The following is a 22,197-nucleotide window of genomic DNA, read 5'->3' on the forward strand; positions in this document are numbered from 1 at the left end:
AATTAGCTCAACAACGTAAACGCAATCATCCCCACCATCGCACCTACCGTGCCGAGGATCGTTTCCATCATCGTCCAGGTTTTCAGCGTTTGCGCTTCGGTCGCGCCCGTGAATTTACCGAACAGCCAGAAACCAGCGTCGTTCACATGACTGACCACAATCGAACCGCCTGCGATACAAATCGACAACGCGGCCATTTGCGCACCGGAGAAATGCAGTTGTTCAATCACTGGCATCACCAGGCCGACCGCGGTTAAGCAGGCCACCGTCGCCGAACCCTGAATAATGCGCACCGCCGCCGCCAGCACAAAACAGGTGATGGCAATCGGTAAACCCATGCCGGTCAGCGCTTCGCCCAGTGCCGGGCCAACGCCGGAATCAACCAGCACCTGTTTGAACACCCCGCCCGCGCCGATCACCAGCAGGATAATGCCCGCCGGTTGCAGCGCCGCGCCGCACACTTCCATCACGCGATCTTTCGGCATTCCCTGACGACGCGCCAGGCCGTAAATCGCCACCAGCAGCGCCACCAGAATCGCCGTGAACGGGTGCCCGATAAATTCCAGCCAGTCATACACCGCAGAACCCTGTTCAACAAAGCGCGCGGCGATGGTTTTCAGCCCTACCAGCACCAGCGGCAGCAGGATCAGTGCGAGGCTAAAGCCAAACGACGGCATTTTGCCTTCACCAAGGTGCGGTTCGCTGATGTCGTCGGGAATGTGCAGTTCCACATAGCGCCCGATGAAATTGCCGAACAGCGGCCCGGCAATCAGCATCCCCGGAATGGCAGCACACAGGCCGATTAAAATCATCCAGCCAAAATCAGCGTGCATCTGCGAGGCCAGCAGCATCGGCGCAGGCCCTGGCAGCAGAAACGCCGCCGCCGCGGCAACCCCGGCAAACAGCGGGATCACCAGCTTCACCAGGTTCGTCCCGGTGTGACGCGCCATCGAGAAAGCCACGCTAATCAGCAGCACAATCGCCACTTCGAAAAACAGCGGCAGCGCGCAAATCAGTCCGGCGAGACCAATCGCGTAATGCGCGCGACTGTGGCCAAAGGATTTAAGCATTTTGACCGCAATCTGATCGACCGCGCCCGTTTCATGCAAAATCTTGCCAAACATTGCGCCCAGCGCCACAACAATCGCCAGAAAACCGAGCGTTCCGCCCATCCCTTTTTCCATTGTCGCTGCGATTTTTGTCAGCGGCATGCCGGAAAAAAGCCCTGCACCAATAGACACCACCATCAAAGCCACAAAAGCGTGTAAACGCGCCTTCATGACTAAAAACAACAGCAGCAAAACCGAGCCAACTGCCGTCAAAACAAGCGTTAACGTACTCACACTACAGCCTTAATTTATTTATTGATCACTTCAATTGTGCTGGCGACAACGCCTTCCAGCGTCTGGTCGATATCAACAACCAGTACATCCTGCTCGTCGGTACCTGGCTCTTCCAGGGCTTCGAACTGGGTGACCAGCATTTGGGTTTTGAAGAAGTGACCTTTACGCGCTTTCAGACGCGTTTCGATGACGTCAAAATCGCCTTTCAGATAGATGAAAGAGAGGTTCGGATTGCCGTCACGCAGCAGATCGCGGTAGCGTTTTTTCAGCGCAGAACAGACGATCAAAGAGACTTTATTGGTGCGCTGCATGGCGAAGGCAGCGTCGTTGAGCGCCTGCAGCCAGGGTTTGCGGTCGTCGTCATTCAGCGGCTCGCCCGCGGCCATTTTGGTGATATTGCTGCGCGGATGGAGGAAATCGCCATCAAGAAAAGCGGCATGAATTTGATGCGCCACTTCACTGGCGACAGCGGATTTGCCGCTGCCCGACACGCCCATCAGGACATAGACGTGGTGATCATGGTTAGTCGTGCTCAAAGGGTGTCCCTCAGTCTGTTGTTACGGGTAACAGTTATCGGTAACATTTTCCTGCCGGGGATGATGAGAAGCAATAACCATTCATGCCAGAAGTGAATAAGTGTGAGCTATGTCAAATTTGTCAGACTAAATAGATCCGCCCGGTGACAAGGTGAAACCTAAATCTAACATTTTCGGCGTCACGGTTTCACCGCGGATCCGCGCCAGCAGGCGCTCTGCACCAATCCGCCCCATGCGCTCACGCGGCGTTAAGACGCTGGCGAGACGCGGTTCCATCACCTGGCCGATATCGTGGCCGTGGAAACCGGCAATCGCAATGTCATCCGGGATTTTCAGCCCCAGACGCTGGCATTCAAAGGCCGCGCCGACCGCCAGGTCATCGTTGGTACAAAAAATGCCGTCGAGCTGCGGATATTCACGCCTGGCCTGGCGCATCAGTTCAATTCCGGACGAGTAAGATGACGACTGCTCCACCATCACACTGTACGGCGTCAGGCCCGCATCACGCATCGCCTGCTCATATCCCCGCTGTTTGATGATAGTACGTTCATCCAGACGTGCACCCAGATAGGCCACATGGCGATGCCCGCGCGCAATGATCGCAGCGGTCATTTGGCGGGCGGCTTCGTGGTTATCAAAACCCACGGCGATATCGAGGCACGGCGAGGTGCTGTCCATCAGTTCAACGACCGGAATGCCCGCCACTTCAATCATTTTGAGCGTGCGTGGGGTGTGGCTGCGCTCGGTGAGGATCAGGCCGTCAATGTTCCATGAGAGCATGGATTCGAGGCGTTCCTCTTCCATTTCCGGCTTGTAGCCGTAGTGGGCGAGCATGGTTTGATAGCCGTATGCGTCGGTCACGCTTTCGATACCGCGCAGCACTTCGGCGAAGACCTGGTTGGTTAACGACGGCAGCAGCACGCCGATGGCGCGACTGGTGGCATTGGAGAGAATGTCGGGAGCACGATTGGGGATATAGCCCAGTTCATCAAGCGCCGCAGCGATTTTGCCGCGTAATGCCTGCGAGACTTGCTCCGGATTACGCAAGAACCGGCTGACCGTCATTTTGGTCACGCCCACGCGATCGGCAACGTCCTGAAGTACGGGTCTTTTCTTTTTCATCGTGCCTTAAAGTGATAACGGGGAAACAGGGTTCCAGTTTATCACGGACGACAGACAACCTCCCCGCAGATAAAGGGAGGTTGTTTTATTTATTTAAGCGGGATCAAACTGGCGGCAGGTCAAACAGCAGAATTTCACTGTTGCTGTCAGCATGAATCGACAGTGCCTGCTCGTCCCAAATCGCCAGACCGTCCGCCGTGGTCGCTTTGGTTCCATTGATGGACACGCTGCCTTTCACTACCTGGATCCAGACGCGGCGCTCAGCGGCAACCTGATAGACAGACTGTTCATCTTTCAACAGCGCCCAGCGGGAAAGCTCCATGTCCTGGTTCACTTTCAGCGAGCCATCGCGTGCATCCGGCGACAGCACCAACTGGCAGCCCTGGGCGGCGTCGAAGCGGCGCTGCTCGTAACGCGGCGTGATGCCGGTTTTTTCTGGAATGATCCAGATTTGATATAGATGCAGTTTGTCGGTGGCGCTTGGGTTGTACTCAGAGTGACGCACCCCGGTCCCGGCGCTCATGATCTGGAATTCACCGGCAGGCACCTGCTCTTTATTGCCCATGCTGTCCTGGTGTTCTACCGCGCCTTCCAGCACATAAGTCAGGATTTCCATGTCTTTGTGCGGGTGGGTACCAAAGCCCTGGCCTGCGTCGATCACGTCGTCGTTAATCACTCGCAGTGCCGAGAAACCCATGAAATTCGGGTCGTAATAATCGGCAAATGAGAAGGTATGCCAGGAATCCAGCCAGCCATGATTTGCATGACCACGATCGTTTGCTTTGCGTAAAATAATCATTTTGTTCACCCCGTCTGTTTTCGATGGAGTAAGTGTGTACCCGATCGATTCAGGATGATAGTGGGTGAAAATTGACTCCTCTGTTCAAAAATTATGAACAAGTCCAGAGGAGCCAAAACCCCTTATTTAGCGAGGGTTACCGTGGAGGGAGAAGCCTGTTCAAAGCCACGTTCAAGAATTTCCAGATTGGTTAATACTTCAGATTCCTTGACGTAATTTGCGCGCCCTTCAGTCAGGGTGGCGTACAGTGCATCGTAGACGCGGCCATAGTCGCCCGTTTCTGCCGCCCACTCCTCACGCACGGTTTCGCCCGCCGGGTTGACATATTCAAGCAGGCCGATGCTGTCATCAGCAGCGAACCCTTCATCACCCGGCATCACGTTGGCTTTCAGGCTGGTTTCCTGCTGGTCGATACCGTATTTGATAAACGAGCCTTTGGTGCCATGCACAATAAATTTCGGGTAATCGATTTTGACGTAGTGGCTGGTTTTAACGATGGCCTTCAGATCGCCGTAGAACAGCTGTGCTTCGTAGGTGTCGTCCGGGTTGGCTTTGTTGCGCAGGCTGCGGATGTCATAGGAGACATGATCCGGGCGGCCGAACAGTGAAATAATCTGATCGAGCGTATGCACGCCGAGGCCATAAAACATGCCGTCCTGCGGCAGTCCCGGTTTGGTTTCTGCGACCGGGCGGAAATAGTCAAAATGGCTTTCAACTTCGACGATATCGCCCAGTTTTCCGCTCTCAATGGCTTTTTTAGCAGTCAAAAAACAGGAATCAAAGCGACGGTTTTGATACGGCGTGACGGTCAGTCCTTTGCTTTTCGCCAGCTCAAACAGCGTTTTTGCTTCGGCGAGCGTCGGCGTGAACGGTTTTTCCACCAGCACATTTTTGCCCGCTTCCAGCGCGCGTTTTGCGTAATCAAAATGGCTGTCGGCGTGGGTGCAGACCACCACCAGTTTGACCTGCGGATCGTTTAATACTTCGTCCAGATCGCTTGTGAAATGAATGTGCTGATACTGCGGATGCTGCTCTTCCGGCTTCGCATGGCGGCGGAAGATGTGCGCCACATGCCAGGTATCTTTGCGGTTGAGAACATAGGGAAGGTGGTAACGCGTGGTGCTTTTGCCAAATCCAATAAATGCGCAGTGCAGAGTCATAATGCAGTCCTTTTTTAAGTCACTGCGTTTAACCATAGCGCATCCGAAAAGGATTTTAATCAGGTAATGCTCACATCTCAGCCGTCGGCGGCGCAGGCAGTTTGCTCACGGCAAGCGCGCAGCAACCGGAGCGTACAAATTGTACGTGAGGATGGCGAGCACTTCCCGTGGGCAAAATGGCAAGTAAGCCAGGCTGAAAAAAACTTAAAAAAAAGCCAGCACGCGGCTGGCTAAGATAATACTGGAAGCAATGTGAGCAATGTCGTGCTTTCAGGTTCACCGTAGCGGTCCCCCTGAACGCATGGCAATAATAATCATTATCATTCGCACTTGTCTACCTCTTTTTCGCAAAAAATGGCAGTTGACGGATTTTTCAAACCCGGTGAAGGTGAAAGGGACAATTAACCATAAAGGAGAAAGGGAATGAGCGAGATTGTGATCCGTCACGCACAACCAAACGACGCAGAAGCATTACGCCAGATAAACGCGCGGCCGGAAGTGATTCACAACACGCTACAACTCCCTCATCCCTCAATGGAAATGTGGCTGGAACGAATGAAACCGCAGCCGGGTCGCCGCCATCTGGTCGCCTGTATCGACGAGATCGTGGTCGGCCATCTGACGCTCGCCATCGAGCAAAACCCGCGCCGCAGCCATGTGGCAACGTTTGGCATCAGCGTCTGTGCAGATTCCCAGGGCCGCGGTGTTGGCAGCGCGTTAATGCGTGAGATGGTGAACCTGTGCGACAACTGGCTGCGTATAGAGCGCATTGAATTGACGGTGTTTGTCGATAATCCTTCGGCGATAGCGCTGTACCGCAAGTATGGTTTTGAAGTGGAAGGAACAGGGCGGAAATATGCGCTTCGCAACGGCGAGTATATTGATGCGTTGTTGATGGCGCGGATGAAGTAATTTCCCCTCACCCCGGCCCTCTCCCACGGGGAGAGGGAGGAAAGCAAGCCCGCGCTCGATCTGTTCCCTCTCCCGGCGGGAGAGGGTTAGGGTGAGGGGGAATCTCAGTACCCCGCCGTTAAATCATCCACCGATCGCGGGTCCGACGCACCATACAGCGCACCGTCCGGTCCTACCATAATGCTCTGTGTACTGCCCATGGCTTCTTTCACCGCGACTTTCTGCCCTTTTTCTTCCAGCAGTTTAATCGTGTCCGGGCTGAAGCCCTTCTCCACCCGCAGTTCATCCGGCAGCCACTGGTGATGGAAGCGAGGCGCGTTGGTAGCTTCGGCGACGTTCATCCCGAAATCGATGCTGTTAACCACCATTTGCAGCACGGTCGTGATGATGCGGCTCCCGCCAGGACTGCCGGTCACCAGCCAGGTTTTGCCATCTTTCACCACAATAGTTGGCGACATGGATGACAGCGGGCGCTTGCCAGGTCCGACCGCATTGGCATCGCCGCCAACCAGACCGTAGACATTCGGCACGCCCGGTTTCGCCGAGAAATCATCCATCTCGTTGTTCAGTAAAATCCCGGTATTCCCCGCCACAATCCCCGTACCGAACGTGGTATTGAGCGTATAGGTCACCGCCACTGCGTTACCGTCTTTGTCCACCACCGAGAAATGCGTGGTCTGATTACTTTCATACGGCTCCAGCTTGCCGGGACGGATCTGGCTCGACGGCTTCGCTTTTGCCACATCGATCTGGGCCGCAATGGATTTGGCATACTCTTTATTGGTCAGCGCCTGCCACGGCACCTTCACAAAATCCGGGTCGCCGAGGTATTCCGAGCGGTCGGCATAGGCATATTTTTCCGCCTCCGCCATCACCTGCATCGCATCGGCGCTGCCAAAGCCATATTTCGCCAGGTCGAAGTTTTCGAGGATATTCAGGATCTGCACGATATGGATGCCCCCGGAGGACGGTGGCGGCATGGAGAAGACCTGATAGCCGCGATAATCACCGCTGATCGGCGTGCGCTCGACGGCTCTGTACGCGGCCAGATCCTCTTTGGTGATCAGCCCGCCGTTCTTACTCATCTCCTGCGCGATCTGATCGGCAATCGCCCCTTTATAAAAGGCGTCCGGCCCCTGCTCTGCAATCATCTCCAGGCTTTTCGCCAGATTCGCCTGCACCAGCTTGTCGCCTTTTTTCAGCGGCTCGCCGTTTTTCCAGAAGATCGCTTTACTGTTTTCATAGTTTGGCAGCACTTCGCTGCCGTAGGTTTTCAGATCGTCCGCCAGCGCGTCGTTAACGGTAAAGCCCTGGCGCGCCAGTTTAATGGCGGGCTGAATGACTTTATTCAGCGGCAGGGTGCCGTATTTTTCCAGCGCCAGCGAAAAGCCCGCCACGGTGCCCGGCGTGCCGGTGGCTAAATGAGAGGTGAGCGATTTTTTGCTGTCAGGATTGCCCTGATCGTCTAAAAACATATCCCGCGACGCCTGCGCCGGGGCCATTTCACGGAAATCGATCGCGGTGGTATTACCGTCTTTGGTACGCAGCATCATAAACCCGCCGCCGCCAAGGTTCCCCGCCTGCGGGTGCGTCACTGCCAGTGCATACCCCACGGCGACCGCAGCATCCACGGCGTTACCGCCCTGCTTCAAAATATCCACCCCAACCCGGGTGGCGGCTGCATCGACCGAAGCCACCATCCCCTGCGTTGCCCGCTCAGGGTGGAACACATCGGCTTCCACACCGTATGAGACAGGAGGTGCGGGCGCAGGCGTTGGAGCCGCCGCGACGCTAAAACACCCGCCCGCCATCAGGGCGGCGACAGCCAGCCCGCGTAAAAACTTCAGCTTCATCATCACGCTTCTCCAGAGCCTGGGGCACACTCCCCGCTTAATTCTGGTTCACGACTCTGAAAAGATCATCGTTATGACAGATAACGAGTAAACTTTAAGCATCCCCCACGAGGAGGAAATGACGATGAAAAAGACCTTACTTCTGGCGGCACTGTTGCCGCTTAGCGTGTTTGCACAGCCGTTTAATGCCACCAACAACCCCAATCAGCCGGGTTATCAGATCCCGGCGCAGCAGCGAATGCAGACGCAGATGCTCAATCAGCAGTCGCAAAATAAGGGGATGTTGAATCAGCAGTTGCAGACGCAAACGCGGGTGCAGCAGCAGCATCTGGAATCGCAGATTAACAACAACTCGCAGCGGGTTCTGCAAAACCAGCCGGGTGAGTTAAACCCGAGTCGACAGCAGGTACTGCCCAATTCGGGCGGCGGGATGTTGAATAAGCCGCTCAATTCAGATGCGACGCTGGGGACGCAGCAGCACATGCTGCCGCCGAAAACCAACGGCAGTATGCTGAATCAGGGCGCGGTCAGCACGCCGCAGCCCAATCTGCCGTTAAAAACCATCACCCCTTAAGGCTGAAAATCCGGGCCGATCTCATCGATCCGATCGGTACAGATGCAGTCCACGCCCCAGCGTAACAGTTCGGCTGCACGCTGGGGTTTATTCACCGTATACACCAGAATGCGCAGTCCGGCTTCTTTCAGCGCGTCCACGCGCGCGGCGTCGAGCAGGCGGTGGTTAAGGTGAAGGGAAACGCAGTCGAGATGTTCGGTAATCGACTGCCAGTCGTCGCGCCAGTCATCCAGCAACAACCCGCGCGGTAACTCAGGTGCGGCCTGTTTTGCGGCTTCCAGCGCGTCGATATCAAACGAGGAGAGCAGCGGCGGCGTCATGTCTGCCCACAGCTCGCGCGCCGCCAGCGCCACCACTTTGCCCGTCAGCGGCCCGGTGCCAGTCGTCGGTTTGATTTCAATATTGGCCATCATGCCGTGCTCGCGGCAGCGCTCTGCCACCTGTGAGAGCAGCGGCAGCGGTTCGCCTTTAAACTCGCCGCCAAACCAGCCGCCCGCATCCACTTTCAGCAGATCGCTCCACGGCAGTTTTCCCGCCACGCCCCAGCCGTTGCTGGTGCGCTCCAGGTTATCGTCATGCAGCAGGAAGATTTGCCCGTCCTGCGACAGTTTGACGTCAAATTCGATCATGGTGTGGCCGAAGCGCGCGCCAACATCAATCGCTGCCAGCGTGTTCTCCGGTGCCAGCTTGCCGCCGCCGCGATGCGCGACGATGTGAGGGTATGGCCAGTTACTCATACGCGTTGTCCTGTTTCACCATCAAAAAGATGCAGGTGGTTTTCGGCAAAATTGAGCCACAGCGTGCTGCCAGGTAGCGGGCGTTCATGATGTGCCAGCCGCACCACCATTTTTTGATCGCCCCAGCGTCCGTGCGCCAGATTGTCAGCGCCGAGCATCTCCAGAGTGTCCATCACCAGCGGAATACCGCCTGCGGCCTGTGAGCTTAGCGTAATATGTTCCGGGCGGATACCCAGGGTCATTTTGCGTCCGGCATAGCCGCGATAAAACCAGTTGATCGGCAGCGCCATGCCGCTACTGAGTTCAAAATGAGTACCGTTGGTGCTGATTTGCCCTTCCAGCAGGTTCATCGCCGGGCTGCCGATAAAGCTCGCCACAAAGCGGCTGGCGGGCTTTTCATAAACTTCTACCGGCGTGCCGATTTGCTCTGCCACGCCTTTGTTCATCACCATCACCCGCTGCGCCAGGGTCATGGCTTCAACCTGATCGTGCGTCACGTAAAGCGACGTGGTTTTCAGACGGCGATGAAGCTGTTGCAGCTCAAGGCGCATCTGCACGCGCAGTTTGGCGTCGAGGTTTGAGAGCGGTTCATCAAAGAGAAATACCGCCGGATCGCGCACAATCGCGCGGCCCATCGCCACACGCTGACGCTGCCCGCCGGAAAGCTCGCGTGGACGGCGCTTGAGCAGGGCGTCCAGTTCCAGAATGCGCGCCGCTTCTTTCACCCGTTCAGCGATGTGCGCCTTGCCCATGCCGCGAATTTTCAGCCCCCACGCCATGTTCTCTTCCACACTCATGTGCGGATACAGCGCATAGTTCTGGAACACCATCGCAATACCACGATCGGCAGGCTCCAGTTCGGTCACGCGCTTGCGGTCGATCCACACGTCGCCGCTGGAAACACGCTCAAGCCCGGCCACCATGCGCAGCAGCGTCGATTTGCCGCAGCCCGACGGCCCTACCATGACGATAAACTCCCCGTCCGCCACGTCCAGCGTCAGCGGTTGGATCACCTGGGTTTTATTGTTGTCCCAGCTCTTGGTTACAGCCTGTAATTTTAAACCTGCCATCTTATTTCTCACTGTCCACTAAGCCACGCACAAACGCACGCTGCATGGCTAAAACAATAACGACCGGGGGGATGAGGGTCAGCAGCATGGCTGCCATCACGTGATTCCACTGGGTAGTGCCTTCGCCGGTGGCGATCATGCCCTTAATGCCCGCCACGGCGGTGCCCAGGTTAACGTCACTGACAATCAGCAGCGGCCACAGATACTGGTTCCAGCCGTAGATAAAGGTGATCACAAACAGCGCCGCCAGATTGGTTTTTGACAGCGGCAGCACGATGTCGCGGAAAAAGCGCATCGGTGACGCGCCGTCAATGCGCGCGGCTTCTACCAGCTCGTCCGGCAGCGTCATAAAGAACTGGCGGAACAAAAAGGTGGCGGTGGCCGATGCCATCAGCGGCAGCGTCAGACCGGTGTAGCTGTCGAGCATCTTCAGGTTGGCGATCACCTCAACGGTCGGGAAAATACGCACTTCCACCGGCAGCATCAGGGTGATGAAAATCATCCAGAAGAACAGGTTACGCAGCGGGAAGCGAAACCAGACGATGGCAAACGCCGACAGCATCGACACCACGATTTTGCCGACCGTAATGCTGAACGCCATGATGAAGCTGTTCAGCAGCATCAGGCCGAACGGCGCGCTGTTCACGCCAACGCCTTCGCGCCAGATGGTGCGCATGTTTTCAATCAGGTGGCTGCCGGGGATCAGCGTCATCGGCGTTTCAAACACCTGGCGGTTATCCAGCGTCGCCGCCACAAACGCCACGTACAGCGGGAAGAGGATCGCGGCGATCCCCAGAATCAACATCACGTGGCTGAAGAGGGTCAGCCCAGGGCGGTTCTCAATCATTGGTAGCGCACCTTACTTTCCACGTAGCGGAACTGCACGACGGTGAGCCCAATGACCAGCAGCATCAGCACCACCGACTGCGCGGCGGAGGCGGAAAGATCCAGCCCGGCAAACCCTTCGCGGTAAATTTTATAGATAAGCGTGGTGGTGGCCTGCACCGGGCCGCCTGCGGTGGCGGCGTCGATCACCGGGAAGGTGTCGAAGAAGGCGTACACCAGATTGACCACCAGCAGGAAGAAACTCACCGGGGCGATCAGCGGCAGCGACAGCTTAAAGAAGCGGCGTACCGGTCCGGCTCCGTCAATGGCGGCGGCTTCAGCCAGCGAGCGCGGGATCGATTGCAGCGCGGCAAAGAAGAACAGGAAGTTGTAGCTGATCTGCTTCCAGACCGAGGCGAAGACCACAAGGAACATCGCCTGGCCGCTGTTCTGTGCGTGGTTCCAGTTGTAGCCAAACGACTCCAGTACGTGCGTCAACAGACCGCGACCGGGGTTGAATAAGAAGATCCACAGCACGGCGGCGATGGCCGGTGCCACGGCATACGGCAGCAGCATCAGGGTCTGGTAGAGACGGCTGGCACGGATCACGTAATCCACCAGCGCGGCAAAAAAGAGCGAGCTTAACAGGCCCCAGAATGTGACCAGCGCGCTGAATTTTATCGTCGTCCAGAAGGAGTCGAGGTAATAGCTGTCGTGAAACAGGGCGATAAAATTGTCCATGCCGACAAACTGGCTGGAGAGCCCAAAGGGATCGACGCTTTGCACGGAGTACCACAGCGCTTCGCCCGCAGGCCAGATAAAGAAAATGACAGTGATAACCAGTTGCGGCGCGACCAAAAGATAGGGCAGCCAGCGCGAGTGGAACACCGGACGGGATGAGGACATAGCGTTACTCAAGGTTGTGCCCACTCACCCCGGCCCTCTCCCTCAGGGAGAGGGGCGAATCCGCGCTCGATCTGTCCCCTCTCCCGTGGGGAGAGGGTTAGGGTGAGGGGGAGGATAAAAGATTAAGACTTCGTGGACTGCTCAAAACGGCGCAGCAGTTGATTACCACGCTCAACCGCTGAATCCAGCGCCTGCTGCGGGGTTTTCTTGCCGGTCCACACGCTCTCCAGCTCCTCATCCACAATGGTACGGATCTGCGGCATGTTGCCCAGACGCAGCCCTTTGGTGAACGGCAACGGCGGCTTGTTCAGCATCTGGCGCGTCGCAATATCCGCACCCGGGTTTTTGTCGTAGAAGCCCTGCTCGCGCGTCAGGTCATACGCGGCTTTGGTGATCGGCAGGTAGCCCGTTTTCTGATGCCATTCGGCGGCGTTCTCCGGCTTCGCGAGGAATTCGAGGAACTGCGCCACGCCGGTGTAAGTCGGCTTGTCTTTACCCTGCATCACCCACAGGCTCGCCCCGCCGATAATGGCGTTCTGCGGCGCGCCTTTCACATCGGCGTCGTACGGCATCATGCCCACGCCGTAGTTGAATTTGGCGTAATGGCGGATATCAGCCAGCGAACCGGAAGAGGCGGTGGTGATCGCGCAATCACCGTTGTAGAACTTCTCGGTGGACTCATCTTTACGCCCGAAGTAGCTGAAATCGCCCTTCTTGTTCAGATCCTGCAACAGCGCGATGTGCTTCACCTGCTCCGGCTTGTTGAACTCCAGAACCGCGTCGGTACCGTCAAAGCCGTTGTTTTTAGTGGCGACCGGCAGACCGTGCCAGGCGCTGAAGTTTTCAATCTGGATCCAGCCCTGCCAGCCGCTGGCGTAGCCGCACTTCATGCCCGCTGCTTTCAGTTTGGCGGTGTAGGCAGCCAGATCCTGCCAGGTTTTCGGCGGCTGCTCCGGGTCTAAACCGGCTTTTTTGAAGGCGTCTTTGTTGTAATAGAGCACCGGTGTGGAGCTGTTAAACGGCTGTGACAGCAGGTGACCGGTTTTGGAGTCAGTGTAATAACCGGAAACGGTCGGCACGAACTGGCTCTCATCAAACTTGATGCCCGCATCGCTGAACACTTCATAGACCGGTTTGATCGCTTTGGAAGCCATCATGGTCGCGGTGCCGACTTCATAAACCTGTAACAGAGCAGGCGCGTTGCCGGTACGGAAGGCCGCGATGCCCGCGCTCAGGCTCTGCTCGTAGTTGCCTTTGTACACCGGCACAATTTTGTAATCAGGATGAGTGTCATTAAAACGTTGCGCCAGGGATTCAACTTCTTTGCCTAACTCCCCTTCCATAGAGTGCCAGAACGGGATGGTCGTCGCTGCCATCGCCTGACCTGCAAATGCCAGGCTTACCGCCAGTCCTAAAGCTGTATGTCGTAACGAAGTCATTCGGTTATCTCTCTTGTTGTGCCGGATGCGCGATATCACGCGTTTTGTGCTCGCGAGGTAACATGACATGCGCGAATGACAGAAAAATAACCGTTGTGTTACACAACTGTGACGCGAACGTGATGGCGTGATGTACAGGTGATGACAGTCAGCGCCCCCACCAGGGCAAAGTGAGGGCGACTGAGAAGTCGTGATGGCGTCGGTGCTGGCAGGGCGTGTTAAAAATCGCGCCTTACTCACAGGAGGAGCCATGAATACACGACGCACACTTTTCGCCGCCATCCTGCTGGTCGCAGGCACGGCTGGCGCGCAGGCCGCCGAAGGTCAGGTCAACGTGGTGTGTAGCTATCACCATACCGCAGGCGATGACGCCATCATGATGCCAGGGATGCCCGGCATGGCGATGCTGCATGATTTTTTCGGCAACACCCACACCGACGCGGTATCCCGTTACGCCACGTTGCAGGAGAAACCGCACACCACCTGCGACAATAAAGCAGACGCGTCGGCGTACTGGGCCCCGACAATGAAACTGCCCGATGGCCGGATCGTCTCTCCGGCGTACCAGAAGACCTATTACCAGGCCGATGATGTGGCGTACAACCCCGTGCAGCCGTTCCCGGCGGGGCTGGAGCTACTGGCGGGCGATCACCACGGCAGCACGCCCCCGAAACAGATCAACTTTTTCTGCGCGGGCGGCAACGGCTATTTCAATAAAATGGGCCGCATTTGCGGGCCGCGCTCGCCCGGCGGTCCGGTGCAGTTCAATATCGGCCTGCGCTTTCCCAACTGCTGGGATGGCAAAAATCTGAAGCCGTCGCGCGGCCATCCGAACGGCACCTACGCAGTGAATAATCATTGCCCGGCGGATTTCCCGGTGAAGATCCCGACGGTGAATATGAATATCGCCTGGGTTTTCCCGGACCTGAAAAGCCTCGACACCCGCAAAATCCAGCTGTCGATGGACCCCGATATTGTTAATGGTAAGCGGATCGAAAAATGGGGCAGCCTGTATACCGCCCACGCCGATTTTATGAACGGCTGGACGGTGGACGGCGCGCGGTTTATGACTGACCACTGCCTGAATCTCGCCATGCAGTGCGGGCTGAACGTGCCGTACAGCATGAGCGTGGCGCAGGAGAGCAGCTACGTTGACAGCGACAATCCGCAGGCGACGCACGGTGGCGAATCGCAGGTTTACATTGAGGATAACTGGACTCCGCCCGGACGCGATGCGCATCCACAGAAGCTGGCGTTGCTGAAATTCACCATCCCGCCGCTGCCGGATAAACAGCCGCCGGAAGATGCAGCGCTGTTTAAATACAGCGTGCGGCTGTACGGTAGCAACGTCACCGACACGGCGACGCGCATCCTGCACGTCTATGCCGTCAGCGACGACTGGCAGGCGGACCGGGTGAACTGGAAAAATCGCCCGCAGGTGGTGTACACCGACGTCGGTACGCTACGCCACGGCAGCACGCCGGGAACGATCTATTTTGATGTGGATAGATATGTGCGCCAGCAGGCGGCGCTGGGCAAAAAAACGGTGTCGTTTTATATCGGCGGCGAGCGCCAGGGACGCGAGTTTGCGTTTGCCGGGACGAAAAGTACGACCCCGCCCCTGCTGCTGGTGAAAGGGATGCGGCACACGCCAGTGCCGTGATCCCCCTTACCCTAACCCTCTCCCGCCGGGAGAGGGAATGTTTTCCCCTTCTCCCTCAGGGAGAAGGCCGGGATGAGGGTAAAACGTTACCCGCCCAGATACGCGCTTCTTACCGCTTCATTCGCCAGCAATGCATCACCGGTGTCTTCCAGCACCACATGGCCGTTTTCCAGCACGTAGCCGCGATCCGCGAGTTTCAGCGCCTGGTTCGCGTTCTGCTCAACGAGGAAAATGGTCATGCCTTCTTTACGCAGTTGTTCGATGGTGTCGAAAATCTGCTGGATAATGATTGGCGCAAGGCCCAGCGACGGTTCGTCGAGCAGCAGCAGGCGCGGCTGGCTCATTAACGCGCGGCCAATCGCCAGCATCTGCTGTTCACCGCCGGACATGGTGCCCGCGCGCTGAATGCGGCGCTCGTGCAGACGCGGGAACAGTTCGTAAACCCATTTGATGCGGGTCTGGAACTGATCGCGGTCGGCAAAGAAACCGCCCATCGCCAGGTTCTCTTCCACCGTCATGCGCGAGAAAACGCGACGGCCTTCCGGCACGATGGCGACCGCTTCACGCATGATTTTCGCCGTCTGCCAGTCGGTAATGTCTTTACCGTCGAACACAATCCGCCCGCTGGTGGCACGGGGATCGCCGCACAGCGTACCGAGCAGCGTGGTTTTGCCTGCGCCGTTCGCGCCAATCAGGGTGACGATTTCACCCTGGTTGATGGTCAGGCTCACGTCGTGCAGCGCCTGGATTTTGCCGTAGTGGGCGCTAACTTTGTCAAAGGACAACATGACTTTTTCCATCTTATGCCTCACCCAGATACGCGCGGATCACATCCGGGTTATTACGAATTTGCTCCGGCGTGCCGTTTGCCAGCGGCGTGCCCTGGTTCACCACGTAGATCCGGTCAGAAATGCCCATCACCAGCTTCATATCGTGCTCAATCAGCAAAATCGTGGTGTTGTGATGGCTGCGCAGCTCGACGATCAGCTCGTCCAGCTCTTTGGTTTCTTTCGGGTTCAGGCCCGCAGCGGGCTCGTCGAGCATTAAGATTTCCGGCTGCGTCACCATGCAGCGGGCAATCTCCAGACGACGCTGATCGCCATACGCGAGGTTGCTCGCCTGACGGTTGGCGTGTGGCAGCAGGCCAATGCGGTCAAGCCAGGTGGCGGCTCTGTCCAGCGCTTCACTTTGCGCGCGACGGAAACCCGGCGTTTTCAGAAGACCTGAGAACACCCCGGTTTTCAGTTGCTGATGTTGCGCCACCAGCAGGTTTTCAATCACCGTCATTTCACGGAACAGGCGCACGTGCTGGAAAGTACGCACCACGCCCATGCGGGCGATTTGCTGGCCCGGCAGCCCTTCGAGATGCTGATCGCGCAGCATGATAGTGCCGCCCGTCGGCTTGTAAAAACCGGTCAGGCAGTTGAACACCGTGGTCTTGCCCGCGCCGTTCGGCCCGATCAGCGAGACGATCTCCTGCGGATGTAAATCCAGCGACACGTTGTTAACCGCCAGCAGACCGCCAAAGCGCATCATCAGGCCGTTAACAGACAATAATGGCTGACTCATGCTTGCTCTCCTTTCGCTTGCCCGTTTTTCAGTTTCAACTGCGGACGGGTCATCGGCAGCAAGCCCTGCGGACGCCAGATCATCATCAGTACCATCAAACCACCCAGCATCAACATGCTGTATTCGTTGAAATCACGCATCAGTTCGCGTGACACCACCAGCAGAATAGCGGCGAGGATCACGGCAAACTGCGAGCCCATGCCGCCTAACACCACAATGGCCAGTACAAACGCAGACTCGGCAAAGGTGAAGGATTCCGGGCTGACAAAGCCCTGGCGCGCGGCAAACAGCGTGCCGGCGAAACCAGCAAACGCGGCGCTGATGGTAAACGCGGTCAGTTTGATGCGCGTCGGGTTCAGGCCCAGCGAACGGCAGGCGATCTCATCTTCACGCAGGGCTTCCCACGCGCGGCCCAGCGGCATACGCAGCAGACGGTTAATGACAAACAGGCTGAAGACCACCAGTAACAGCGCCACCAGGTAGAGGAATACCACGCGGTCGCTGGGATCGTATTTCACATTAAAGAAGTTGCTGAAGGTATCCCAGCCGCCTTCGCGTGCGGTACGGCTGAATTCCAGGCCAAACAGCGTCGGTTTGGGGATCTGGCTGATGCCGTTCGGCCCGCCGGTCACTTCGGTGTTGTTGAGCAGCAGAATACGCACAATTTCACCGAAACCTAAGGTCACAATCGCCAGATAGTCACCGCGCAGGCGCAGCACCGGGAAGCCCAGCAGGAAACCGGCAGCGGCAGACACCAGGCCTGCCAGCGGCAGACAGGTCCAGAAACCGAGGCCGTAATAGTGGTTCAGCAGCGCAAAGGTGTACGCGCCGATGGCATAGAAGCCGCCGTAGCCGAGCACCAGCAGGCCGGACAGCCCGACCACCACGTTAAGACCCAGACCGAGAATGATGTAAATCATGGTCAGGGTGGCGATATCCACCGTGCCGCGCGACACCATAAACGGCCAGGCCACCGCCAGCACCAGCAACGCCAGCAGGAACAGCTTCTGTTTTACCGTTGAGCCGTCAATCGCGGGCAGGACAAACTTCGGCCCGGAAACGCTCTTCAGGCTTTTCTGGAACACCGGACGCAGCAACTGGAAGAAAAACACTACGGCGGTGCCGACAAAGACCCACTGCCAGCGGATATCCGCCGCATGACCCACCACCAGTTTGGTGCCGCTCAACTGAAGCTGAACGCCCATAAACACGCCCGCGAGCACGAAGAACATGGCGGCTGAAAGCAGCGCCATCGCAAAATGCATCGGTTTCATACTTTTTCTACCTCCGGGCGGCCCAGAATACCGGTAGGCATTACCAGCAGTACCCCAATCAGTAACGCAAACGACACCACATCTTTATATTCGGTACTCAGATACGCGGAGGAGAGCGCTTCTGCAACGCCCAGAATCAGCCCGCCGATCATCGCCCCCGGAATACTGCCGATGCCGCCCAGTACCGCTGCGGTAAAGGCTTTCATCCCGGCCATAAAGCCGATGTACGGGTTGATGACGCCGTAGAACTGGCCGAGCAGCACGCCCGCTACCGCCGCCATCGCCGCACCGATCACAAAGGTCAGGGCGATCACGCGGTCGGTGTTAATGCCGAGCAGACTGGCCATTTTCAGATCTTCTGCACAGGCGCGACAGGCGCGGCCCATGCGGGAGTAACGGATGAACAGGGTCAGCGCCAGCATCGCCACGAAGGTCACAATCCAGATCACAAGCTGCATGGTGGTAATCGAGGCAGAGAAGTTTTCGCTGCTGCCGACGACCCACTGGCCGTTAAACAGGCTTGGCAGCGCCACGTCGCGCGAACCTTCGGTCAGGCTGACGTAGTTTTGCAGGAAGATGGACATCCCGATGGCGGAGATCAGCGCGATCAGGCGCTTGGAGCTGCGCACCGGGCGGTAAGCGACCCGTTCGATGCTCCAGCCGTAGGCGCTGGCGATCACAATGGCTCCGACGAATCCGGCACCCACCAGCAGCCAGCTACTGTCGATGCCCATCATCATCAGCGCGGCGATGATCATAAAGGAGACATAACTGCCGATCATATACACCTCGCCGTGGGCGAAGTTGATCATGCCGATAATGCCGTACACCATGGTGTAACCGATGGCGATAAGCGCGTAGGTGCTTCCCAGCGTCACGCCGTTAAACATCTGCTGCACGAAATAGAGAAACTGCTCAGACATAACTTAACCTTCTTATAACCCTCCGGACGTTGCGCCCGGAGAGCGGGATGACAGTTATTTCGCCACGGAGGACGAACCATCGGCGTGCCATTGGAAGACGCCAAATTCAAATCCCTTCAGATCGCCTTTATCATCCCAGTTCAGCGGCCCAATCACGGTTTTAGCTCCGTTAGCTTTTAAATCTTTGACCAGCGCAAGCGGTTCGTCGCTGCCGGTACGTTCCAGCGCTGTCGCCAGCGACTGCACGGCGGCATAGGTGATCCACACGTAAGGTCCGGTCGGATCTTTTTTATCAGCTTTGAGCGCGTTCACGATAGCGCTGTTGCCCGGCTCCTGGTCATAGCGTTTTGGCATCGTCACCAGCATACCTTCGCCCGCATCACCTGCGATGTTGGACAGCGACGCGTTACCCACGCCTTCCGGTCCCATAAACTGGATCTTCAGACCGTTGGCGCGCGCCTGGCGCAGCATCTGCCCCATTTCCGGGTAATAACCACCGTAGTACACGAAGTCGATATTTTCTTTTTGCAGACGGGCCAGCAGCGCGGAGAAATCTTTTTCTCCGGCGGTGATGCCGTCAAAGAAAACCACATTCGCGCCACCGGCTTTCAGGCCGTCCTGCACGGAACGCGCGAGGCCTTCACCGTATTGCTGTTTGTCGTGGACGATAGCGATACGCTGCGGTTTAACTGTTTGCAGAATGTATTTCGCGGCGGTCGGGCCCTGTGAAGAGTCCAGCCCGGCGGTGCGCATGATGTACTGATAGCCGCGCTGCGTCAGTTCAGGATTGGTGGCACCCGGCGAAATCATCAGAATGCCTTCGTCTTCGTAAATGTCGGACGCGGGCTGGGTCGATGATGAGCAAAGATGACCAATAACATACTGAATGCCGTCATTAACGATTTTGTTGGCAACCGCCACGGCCTGTTTCGGGTCGCAGGCGTCGTCATATTCCACGGCGACCAGTTTGTCGCCTTTGATACCGCCTTTGGCATTGATATCTTTAATGGCCTGACGCGCACCGTTGAATTCCATATCCCCCCACTGGGCGACCGGGCCGGACATTGCGCCCACAACCGCGACTTTAATGTCTGCCGCCGTTGCTGTGTGCGAAATAGCCAGTGCGATCATCCCCGCGATCAACGTCTTCGCGTTCCTTTTCATAACTGGAAATCCCCATTCGTGATGTCGTATCTACACTTCAGGTTGCCTGCGATGAATAACATCGGGGCAACTTATAATTGTTGTGTATATTTTGTTTTATTACGGTTAAAAAGCACGCTGTACTTTTAATGTACAATGCTATTTTTACCTGTGCCTTTAATGGTTTAGCGCAGCTTTTTACCAAAAACCTCGCTAAAATCCCTATTTTTCAGGCTATTAAGCACAGATAATATTCTGTATTTATCCAGAGATAAACAAAAAAAGTCCCGATATCAGCATAAAATAATGGTACAAAGAGCGGAATAAATCACTACCTTTCAGGTTAAAATACTGCTTATTTTTCGATCCCCGATGGATAAAACTGCTTCTGCGCCCGCAGCAAAAGTAATCACCTGATGAATTGATTCAAAAAGTGAAAGCCCCTGCCTGAAAAAATTGGTTACACTGGCCCCTCTCTTTAAAGACACGGACAAGCAGTGAATGAAACTGACCATCATCCGTCTGACCACTTTTAGCGACCAGGATCACATCGATTTCAGTAAGATCTGGCCGGAGTATTCCCCTTCCTCGTTGAACGTCGACGATACCCACCGTATTTATGCCGCCCGTTTTAATGAACGTTTGCTGGGCGCGGTACGCGTGACCATCAGCGGTCACGACGGCGCACTGGATTCCCTGCGCGTGCGTGACGTTACCCGCCGCCGGGGTGTGGGACGTTATCTGCTCGAAGAGGTGTTACGCGCACATCCGGAAATCACCAACTGGTGGATGTCGGATATTGGCGTGGAGGATCGCGCGGCGATGGATGCGTTTATGCAGGAAGTGGGATTTACGGCAGAAATAACTGGCTGGCAGAAGCGCTAACCCCTCACCCCGGCCCTCTCCCCAGGGGAGAGGGTGAAAGGCGAGATTGTGCAGGCTCTGTCCCCTCTCCCGGCGGGAGAGGGTTAGGGTGAGGGGGAAAACGAATTACTTCGCGTCTGTCGCTGTGCCGTCTGCATGCCAGGTGAACACGCCGAACTCAAAGCCTTTCAGATCGCCCTTCTCGTCCCAGCTCAGCGGGCCCATCACGGTATCCACAGAGTTAGCTTTCAGGTATTTGGCAATTTCAGCCGGATCGTCAGACTGCTCCAGACCCGCTTTCAGAGATTGCAGTGCGGCGTAGGTGGTCCAGACGAATGCGCCACTTGGATCCTGTTTCTTGCCTTTGATCGCGTCCACAATCGGTTTGTTCGCCGGAACCTGATCGTAGTTCTTCGGCTTGGTCACCAGCATACCTTCCGCTGATTCACCCGCAATGTTAGACAGGGAAACGTTCGCCACGCCTTCCGGGCCCATAAACTGGGTTTTCAGACCGGCTGCACGCGCCTGACGCAGGATCTGGCCCATTTCCGGGTGGTAGCCACCGTAGTAAACGAAATCGATATTTTCTTTCTTCAGACGCGCCACCAGGGTGGAGAAATCTTTTTCGCCCGCGGTGATACCGTCAAAGAACACCACGTTGGCATTGCCTTTTTTCAGGCTGTCCTGCACGGCGCGCGCCAGGCCTTCACCATACTGCTGTTTGTCGTGAATAACAGCGATGCGCTGCGGCTTCACGGTGTTCAGAATGTATTTGGCTGCGGTCGGGCCCTGGTCAGAGTCAAGACCGGTGGTACGCAGGATCAGGTTGTAGCCACGTGCGGTCAGTTCCGGGGCGGTTGCCGCAGGGGTGATCATCAGAATGCCTTCGTCTTCGTAGATGTCAGACGCAGGCTGCGTGGAGGAGGAGCACAGGTGGCCGATAACATATTTGATGCCATCGTTAACCACTTTGTTGGCTACCGCTACCGCTTGTTTCGGGTCACAGGCATCGTCGTACTGAACCGCAACCAGTTTGTCGCCCTTGATACCGCCTTTGGCGTTGATGTCGTCAATCGCCTGCTTAGCACCGGTAAATTCCTGGTCACCATACTGCGCAACCGGACCGGACATCGCACCGACGACCGCAACTTTAATATCCTTAGCGAAAGCCATGTTGCTCATTGCCAGCGCAATACATCCTGCCAGTAACGCTTTACCCTTCATTTTCATCCTGAGATTCCCCATTGTTATGGTGATTGCATTTGTTGTGATGTTTTTGTGTGACACATTATTTTGCTTACAGCCATAAGCGAAGCATATGATCGTTGTTTGATGGCAGACTGCTCGTGTCTTAACAGCATACTCTGCTAAAACATACCCCATTTTTCAGAATTTGGAACAACATTTTTGCTGAGCAGATAACAGACAGATAGTGAAAATGTGATGCTGAGAGGGAAATAAAAAGGCCCGGCAAGCGTCAGCCGC

General features: G+C 56.5%; 21 protein-coding genes. 4 read left to right on the forward strand and 17 right to left on the reverse strand.

All coding sequences use genetic code 11. The annotated features are described in order from the left end of the window. Positions 1–2 precede the first annotated feature (2 nt). From gntU to BM373_RS17270, 5 genes are all read right to left on the reverse strand, one after another. Positions 3–1,343, reverse strand: a complete 1,341-nt coding sequence (gntU, locus tag BM373_RS17250; RefSeq protein WP_090464123.1) for a gluconate transporter — start codon at positions 1,341–1,343, stop codon at positions 3–5. 14 nt (positions 1,344–1,357) lie between these two features. Continuing rightward, on the reverse strand, positions 1,358–1,879 hold the full coding sequence (gntK, locus tag BM373_RS17255) for a gluconokinase (RefSeq protein ID WP_090464125.1): 522 nt from the start codon (positions 1,877–1,879) through the stop codon (positions 1,358–1,360). 126 nt (positions 1,880–2,005) lie between these two features. Further along, a complete protein-coding gene (gntR, locus tag BM373_RS17260) occupies positions 2,006–3,001 on the reverse strand; it encodes a gluconate operon transcriptional repressor GntR (protein WP_090464128.1) in 996 nt (331 codons plus the stop codon). Between the two features lie 103 nt (positions 3,002–3,104). Next, entirely contained in the window at positions 3,105–3,800 is a 696-nt protein-coding gene (locus tag BM373_RS17265) for a pirin family protein (protein ID WP_090464131.1), read from the reverse strand. A gap of 122 nt (positions 3,801–3,922) precedes the next feature. Then, positions 3,923–4,960 (reverse strand): oxidoreductase, encoded by a 1,038-nt coding sequence (locus tag BM373_RS17270; RefSeq protein ID WP_090464135.1) that lies wholly within the window; start codon positions 4,958–4,960, stop codon positions 3,923–3,925. A gap of 423 nt (positions 4,961–5,383) precedes the next feature. Between BM373_RS17270 and yhhY the strand changes: the two genes are divergently transcribed. Beyond that, positions 5,384–5,872: an N-acetyltransferase gene (yhhY, locus tag BM373_RS17275; protein WP_090464138.1), complete on the forward strand. Its 489-nt coding sequence runs from the start codon at positions 5,384–5,386 to the stop codon at positions 5,870–5,872. A gap of 104 nt (positions 5,873–5,976) precedes the next feature. Here the strand turns inward: yhhY and ggt are convergent, their stop codons facing one another. Continuing rightward, complete coding sequence (gene ggt, locus BM373_RS17280; RefSeq protein ID WP_090464141.1) at positions 5,977–7,728, reverse strand: gamma-glutamyltransferase; 1,752 nt, start codon at positions 7,726–7,728, stop codon at positions 5,977–5,979. A gap of 121 nt (positions 7,729–7,849) precedes the next feature. On the opposite strand from ggt, the gene BM373_RS17285 reads away from it, so the two are divergent. Beyond that, a complete protein-coding gene (locus BM373_RS17285) occupies positions 7,850–8,299 on the forward strand; it encodes a DUF2756 family protein (RefSeq protein WP_090464144.1) in 450 nt (149 codons plus the stop codon). On the opposite strand, the gene ugpQ is transcribed toward BM373_RS17285, so the two are convergent. The 5 genes from ugpQ to ugpB form a co-directional block, all read right to left on the reverse strand. After that, positions 8,296–9,036 carry a glycerophosphodiester phosphodiesterase gene (gene ugpQ / locus BM373_RS17290; protein ID WP_090464147.1) on the reverse strand — a complete coding sequence of 247 codons (741 nt, stop codon included), beginning with the start codon at positions 9,034–9,036 and terminating at the stop codon, positions 8,296–8,298. The genes BM373_RS17285 and ugpQ overlap by 4 nt on opposite strands. Next, positions 9,033–10,106: a sn-glycerol-3-phosphate import ATP-binding protein UgpC gene (locus BM373_RS17295; RefSeq protein WP_090464149.1), complete on the reverse strand. Its 1,074-nt coding sequence runs from the start codon at positions 10,104–10,106 to the stop codon at positions 9,033–9,035. Before BM373_RS17295 ends, ugpQ begins: the two co-directional genes overlap by 4 nt. A gap of 1 nt (position 10,107) precedes the next feature. Further along, complete coding sequence (gene ugpE, locus BM373_RS17300) at positions 10,108–10,953, reverse strand: sn-glycerol-3-phosphate ABC transporter permease UgpE (RefSeq protein WP_090464152.1); 846 nt, start codon at positions 10,951–10,953, stop codon at positions 10,108–10,110. Continuing rightward, positions 10,950–11,837, reverse strand: coding sequence for a sn-glycerol-3-phosphate ABC transporter permease UgpA (ugpA, locus tag BM373_RS17305; RefSeq protein ID WP_090464154.1), 888 nt, complete (start codon positions 11,835–11,837; stop codon positions 10,950–10,952). Before ugpA ends, ugpE begins: the two co-directional genes overlap by 4 nt. A gap of 122 nt (positions 11,838–11,959) precedes the next feature. Continuing rightward, complete coding sequence (ugpB, locus tag BM373_RS17310; protein ID WP_090464157.1) at positions 11,960–13,276, reverse strand: sn-glycerol-3-phosphate ABC transporter substrate-binding protein UgpB; 1,317 nt, start codon at positions 13,274–13,276, stop codon at positions 11,960–11,962. A 250-nt stretch (positions 13,277–13,526) separates the two neighbouring features. On the opposite strand from ugpB, the gene BM373_RS17315 reads away from it, so the two are divergent. Next, a complete protein-coding gene (locus BM373_RS17315; protein ID WP_090464159.1) occupies positions 13,527–14,939 on the forward strand; it encodes a DUF1996 domain-containing protein in 1,413 nt (470 codons plus the stop codon). Between the two features lie 86 nt (positions 14,940–15,025). Here BM373_RS17315 and livF read toward each other — a convergent pair whose 3' ends face one another. Genes livF through livK form a run of 5 tightly spaced genes read right to left on the reverse strand, consistent with a single transcriptional unit; the run spans position 15,026 to position 19,869 of the window. After that, a complete protein-coding gene (gene livF, locus BM373_RS17320) occupies positions 15,026–15,739 on the reverse strand; it encodes a high-affinity branched-chain amino acid ABC transporter ATP-binding protein LivF (protein ID WP_090464162.1) in 714 nt (237 codons plus the stop codon). A gap of 1 nt (position 15,740) precedes the next feature. Then, the gene (livG, locus tag BM373_RS17325; RefSeq protein WP_090464164.1) at positions 15,741–16,508 is read right to left on the reverse strand and encodes a high-affinity branched-chain amino acid ABC transporter ATP-binding protein LivG; all 768 of its coding nucleotides are present in this window, start codon (positions 16,506–16,508) and stop codon (positions 15,741–15,743) included. Next, positions 16,505–17,782, reverse strand: a complete 1,278-nt coding sequence (gene livM / locus BM373_RS17330) for a branched chain amino acid ABC transporter permease LivM (protein WP_090464167.1) — start codon at positions 17,780–17,782, stop codon at positions 16,505–16,507. Before livM ends, livG begins: the two co-directional genes overlap by 4 nt. Further along, positions 17,779–18,705 carry a high-affinity branched-chain amino acid ABC transporter permease LivH gene (gene livH / locus BM373_RS17335; RefSeq protein WP_090464170.1) on the reverse strand — a complete coding sequence of 309 codons (927 nt, stop codon included), beginning with the start codon at positions 18,703–18,705 and terminating at the stop codon, positions 17,779–17,781. Before livH ends, livM begins: the two co-directional genes overlap by 4 nt. 54 nt (positions 18,706–18,759) lie before the next feature. Next, on the reverse strand, positions 18,760–19,869 hold the full coding sequence (livK, locus tag BM373_RS17340) for a high-affinity branched-chain amino acid ABC transporter substrate-binding protein LivK (protein ID WP_090464173.1): 1,110 nt from the start codon (positions 19,867–19,869) through the stop codon (positions 18,760–18,762). Positions 19,870–20,349: 480 nt separating this feature from the next. On the opposite strand from livK, the gene panM reads away from it, so the two are divergent. Continuing rightward, positions 20,350–20,733, forward strand: coding sequence for an aspartate 1-decarboxylase autocleavage activator PanM (gene panM, locus BM373_RS17350; protein ID WP_090464176.1), 384 nt, complete (start codon positions 20,350–20,352; stop codon positions 20,731–20,733). Between the two features lie 105 nt (positions 20,734–20,838). On the opposite strand, the gene BM373_RS17355 is transcribed toward panM, so the two are convergent. After that, positions 20,839–21,942, reverse strand: coding sequence for a branched-chain amino acid ABC transporter substrate-binding protein (locus tag BM373_RS17355; protein WP_143102677.1), 1,104 nt, complete (start codon positions 21,940–21,942; stop codon positions 20,839–20,841). Positions 21,943–22,197: the final 255 nt, after the last annotated feature.

The sequence above is a fragment of the Enterobacter sp. kpr-6 genome, assembly GCF_900116015.1.
GTDB lineage: Bacteria > Pseudomonadota > Gammaproteobacteria > Enterobacterales > Enterobacteriaceae > Enterobacter_D.

Bases quoted from the DNA above. Each gene is read 5' to 3' on its own strand.
- gntR (WP_090464128.1), bottom strand. From the start codon at position 3,001: ATGAAAAAGAAAAGACCCGTACTTCAGGACGTTGCCGATCGCGTGGGC.
- BM373_RS17265 (WP_090464131.1), bottom strand. From the start codon at position 3,800: ATGATTATTTTACGCAAAGCAAACGATCGTGGTCATGCAAATCATGGC.
- BM373_RS17270 (WP_090464135.1), bottom strand. From the start codon at position 4,960: ATGACTCTGCACTGCGCATTTATTGGATTTGGCAAAAGCACCACGCGT.
- yhhY (WP_090464138.1), top strand. From the start codon at position 5,384: ATGAGCGAGATTGTGATCCGTCACGCACAACCAAACGACGCAGAAGCA.
- ggt (WP_090464141.1), bottom strand. From the start codon at position 7,728: ATGATGAAGCTGAAGTTTTTACGCGGGCTGGCTGTCGCCGCCCTGATG.
- BM373_RS17285 (WP_090464144.1), top strand. From the start codon at position 7,850: ATGAAAAAGACCTTACTTCTGGCGGCACTGTTGCCGCTTAGCGTGTTT.
- ugpQ (WP_090464147.1), bottom strand. From the start codon at position 9,036: ATGAGTAACTGGCCATACCCTCACATCGTCGCGCATCGCGGCGGCGGC.
- BM373_RS17295 (WP_090464149.1), bottom strand. From the start codon at position 10,106: ATGGCAGGTTTAAAATTACAGGCTGTAACCAAGAGCTGGGACAACAAT.
- ugpE (WP_090464152.1), bottom strand. From the start codon at position 10,953: ATGATTGAGAACCGCCCTGGGCTGACCCTCTTCAGCCACGTGATGTTG.
- ugpA (WP_090464154.1), bottom strand. From the start codon at position 11,837: ATGTCCTCATCCCGTCCGGTGTTCCACTCGCGCTGGCTGCCCTATCTT.
- ugpB (WP_090464157.1), bottom strand. From the start codon at position 13,276: ATGACTTCGTTACGACATACAGCTTTAGGACTGGCGGTAAGCCTGGCA.
- BM373_RS17315 (WP_090464159.1), top strand. From the start codon at position 13,527: ATGAATACACGACGCACACTTTTCGCCGCCATCCTGCTGGTCGCAGGC.
- livF (WP_090464162.1), bottom strand. From the start codon at position 15,739: ATGGAAAAAGTCATGTTGTCCTTTGACAAAGTTAGCGCCCACTACGGC.
- livG (WP_090464164.1), bottom strand. From the start codon at position 16,508: ATGAGTCAGCCATTATTGTCTGTTAACGGCCTGATGATGCGCTTTGGC.
- livM (WP_090464167.1), bottom strand. From the start codon at position 17,782: ATGAAACCGATGCATTTTGCGATGGCGCTGCTTTCAGCCGCCATGTTC.
- livH (WP_090464170.1), bottom strand. From the start codon at position 18,705: ATGTCTGAGCAGTTTCTCTATTTCGTGCAGCAGATGTTTAACGGCGTG.
- livK (WP_090464173.1), bottom strand. From the start codon at position 19,869: ATGAAAAGGAACGCGAAGACGTTGATCGCGGGGATGATCGCACTGGCT.
- panM (WP_090464176.1), top strand. From the start codon at position 20,350: ATGAAACTGACCATCATCCGTCTGACCACTTTTAGCGACCAGGATCAC.
- BM373_RS17355 (WP_143102677.1), bottom strand. From the start codon at position 21,942: ATGAAAATGAAGGGTAAAGCGTTACTGGCAGGATGTATTGCGCTGGCA.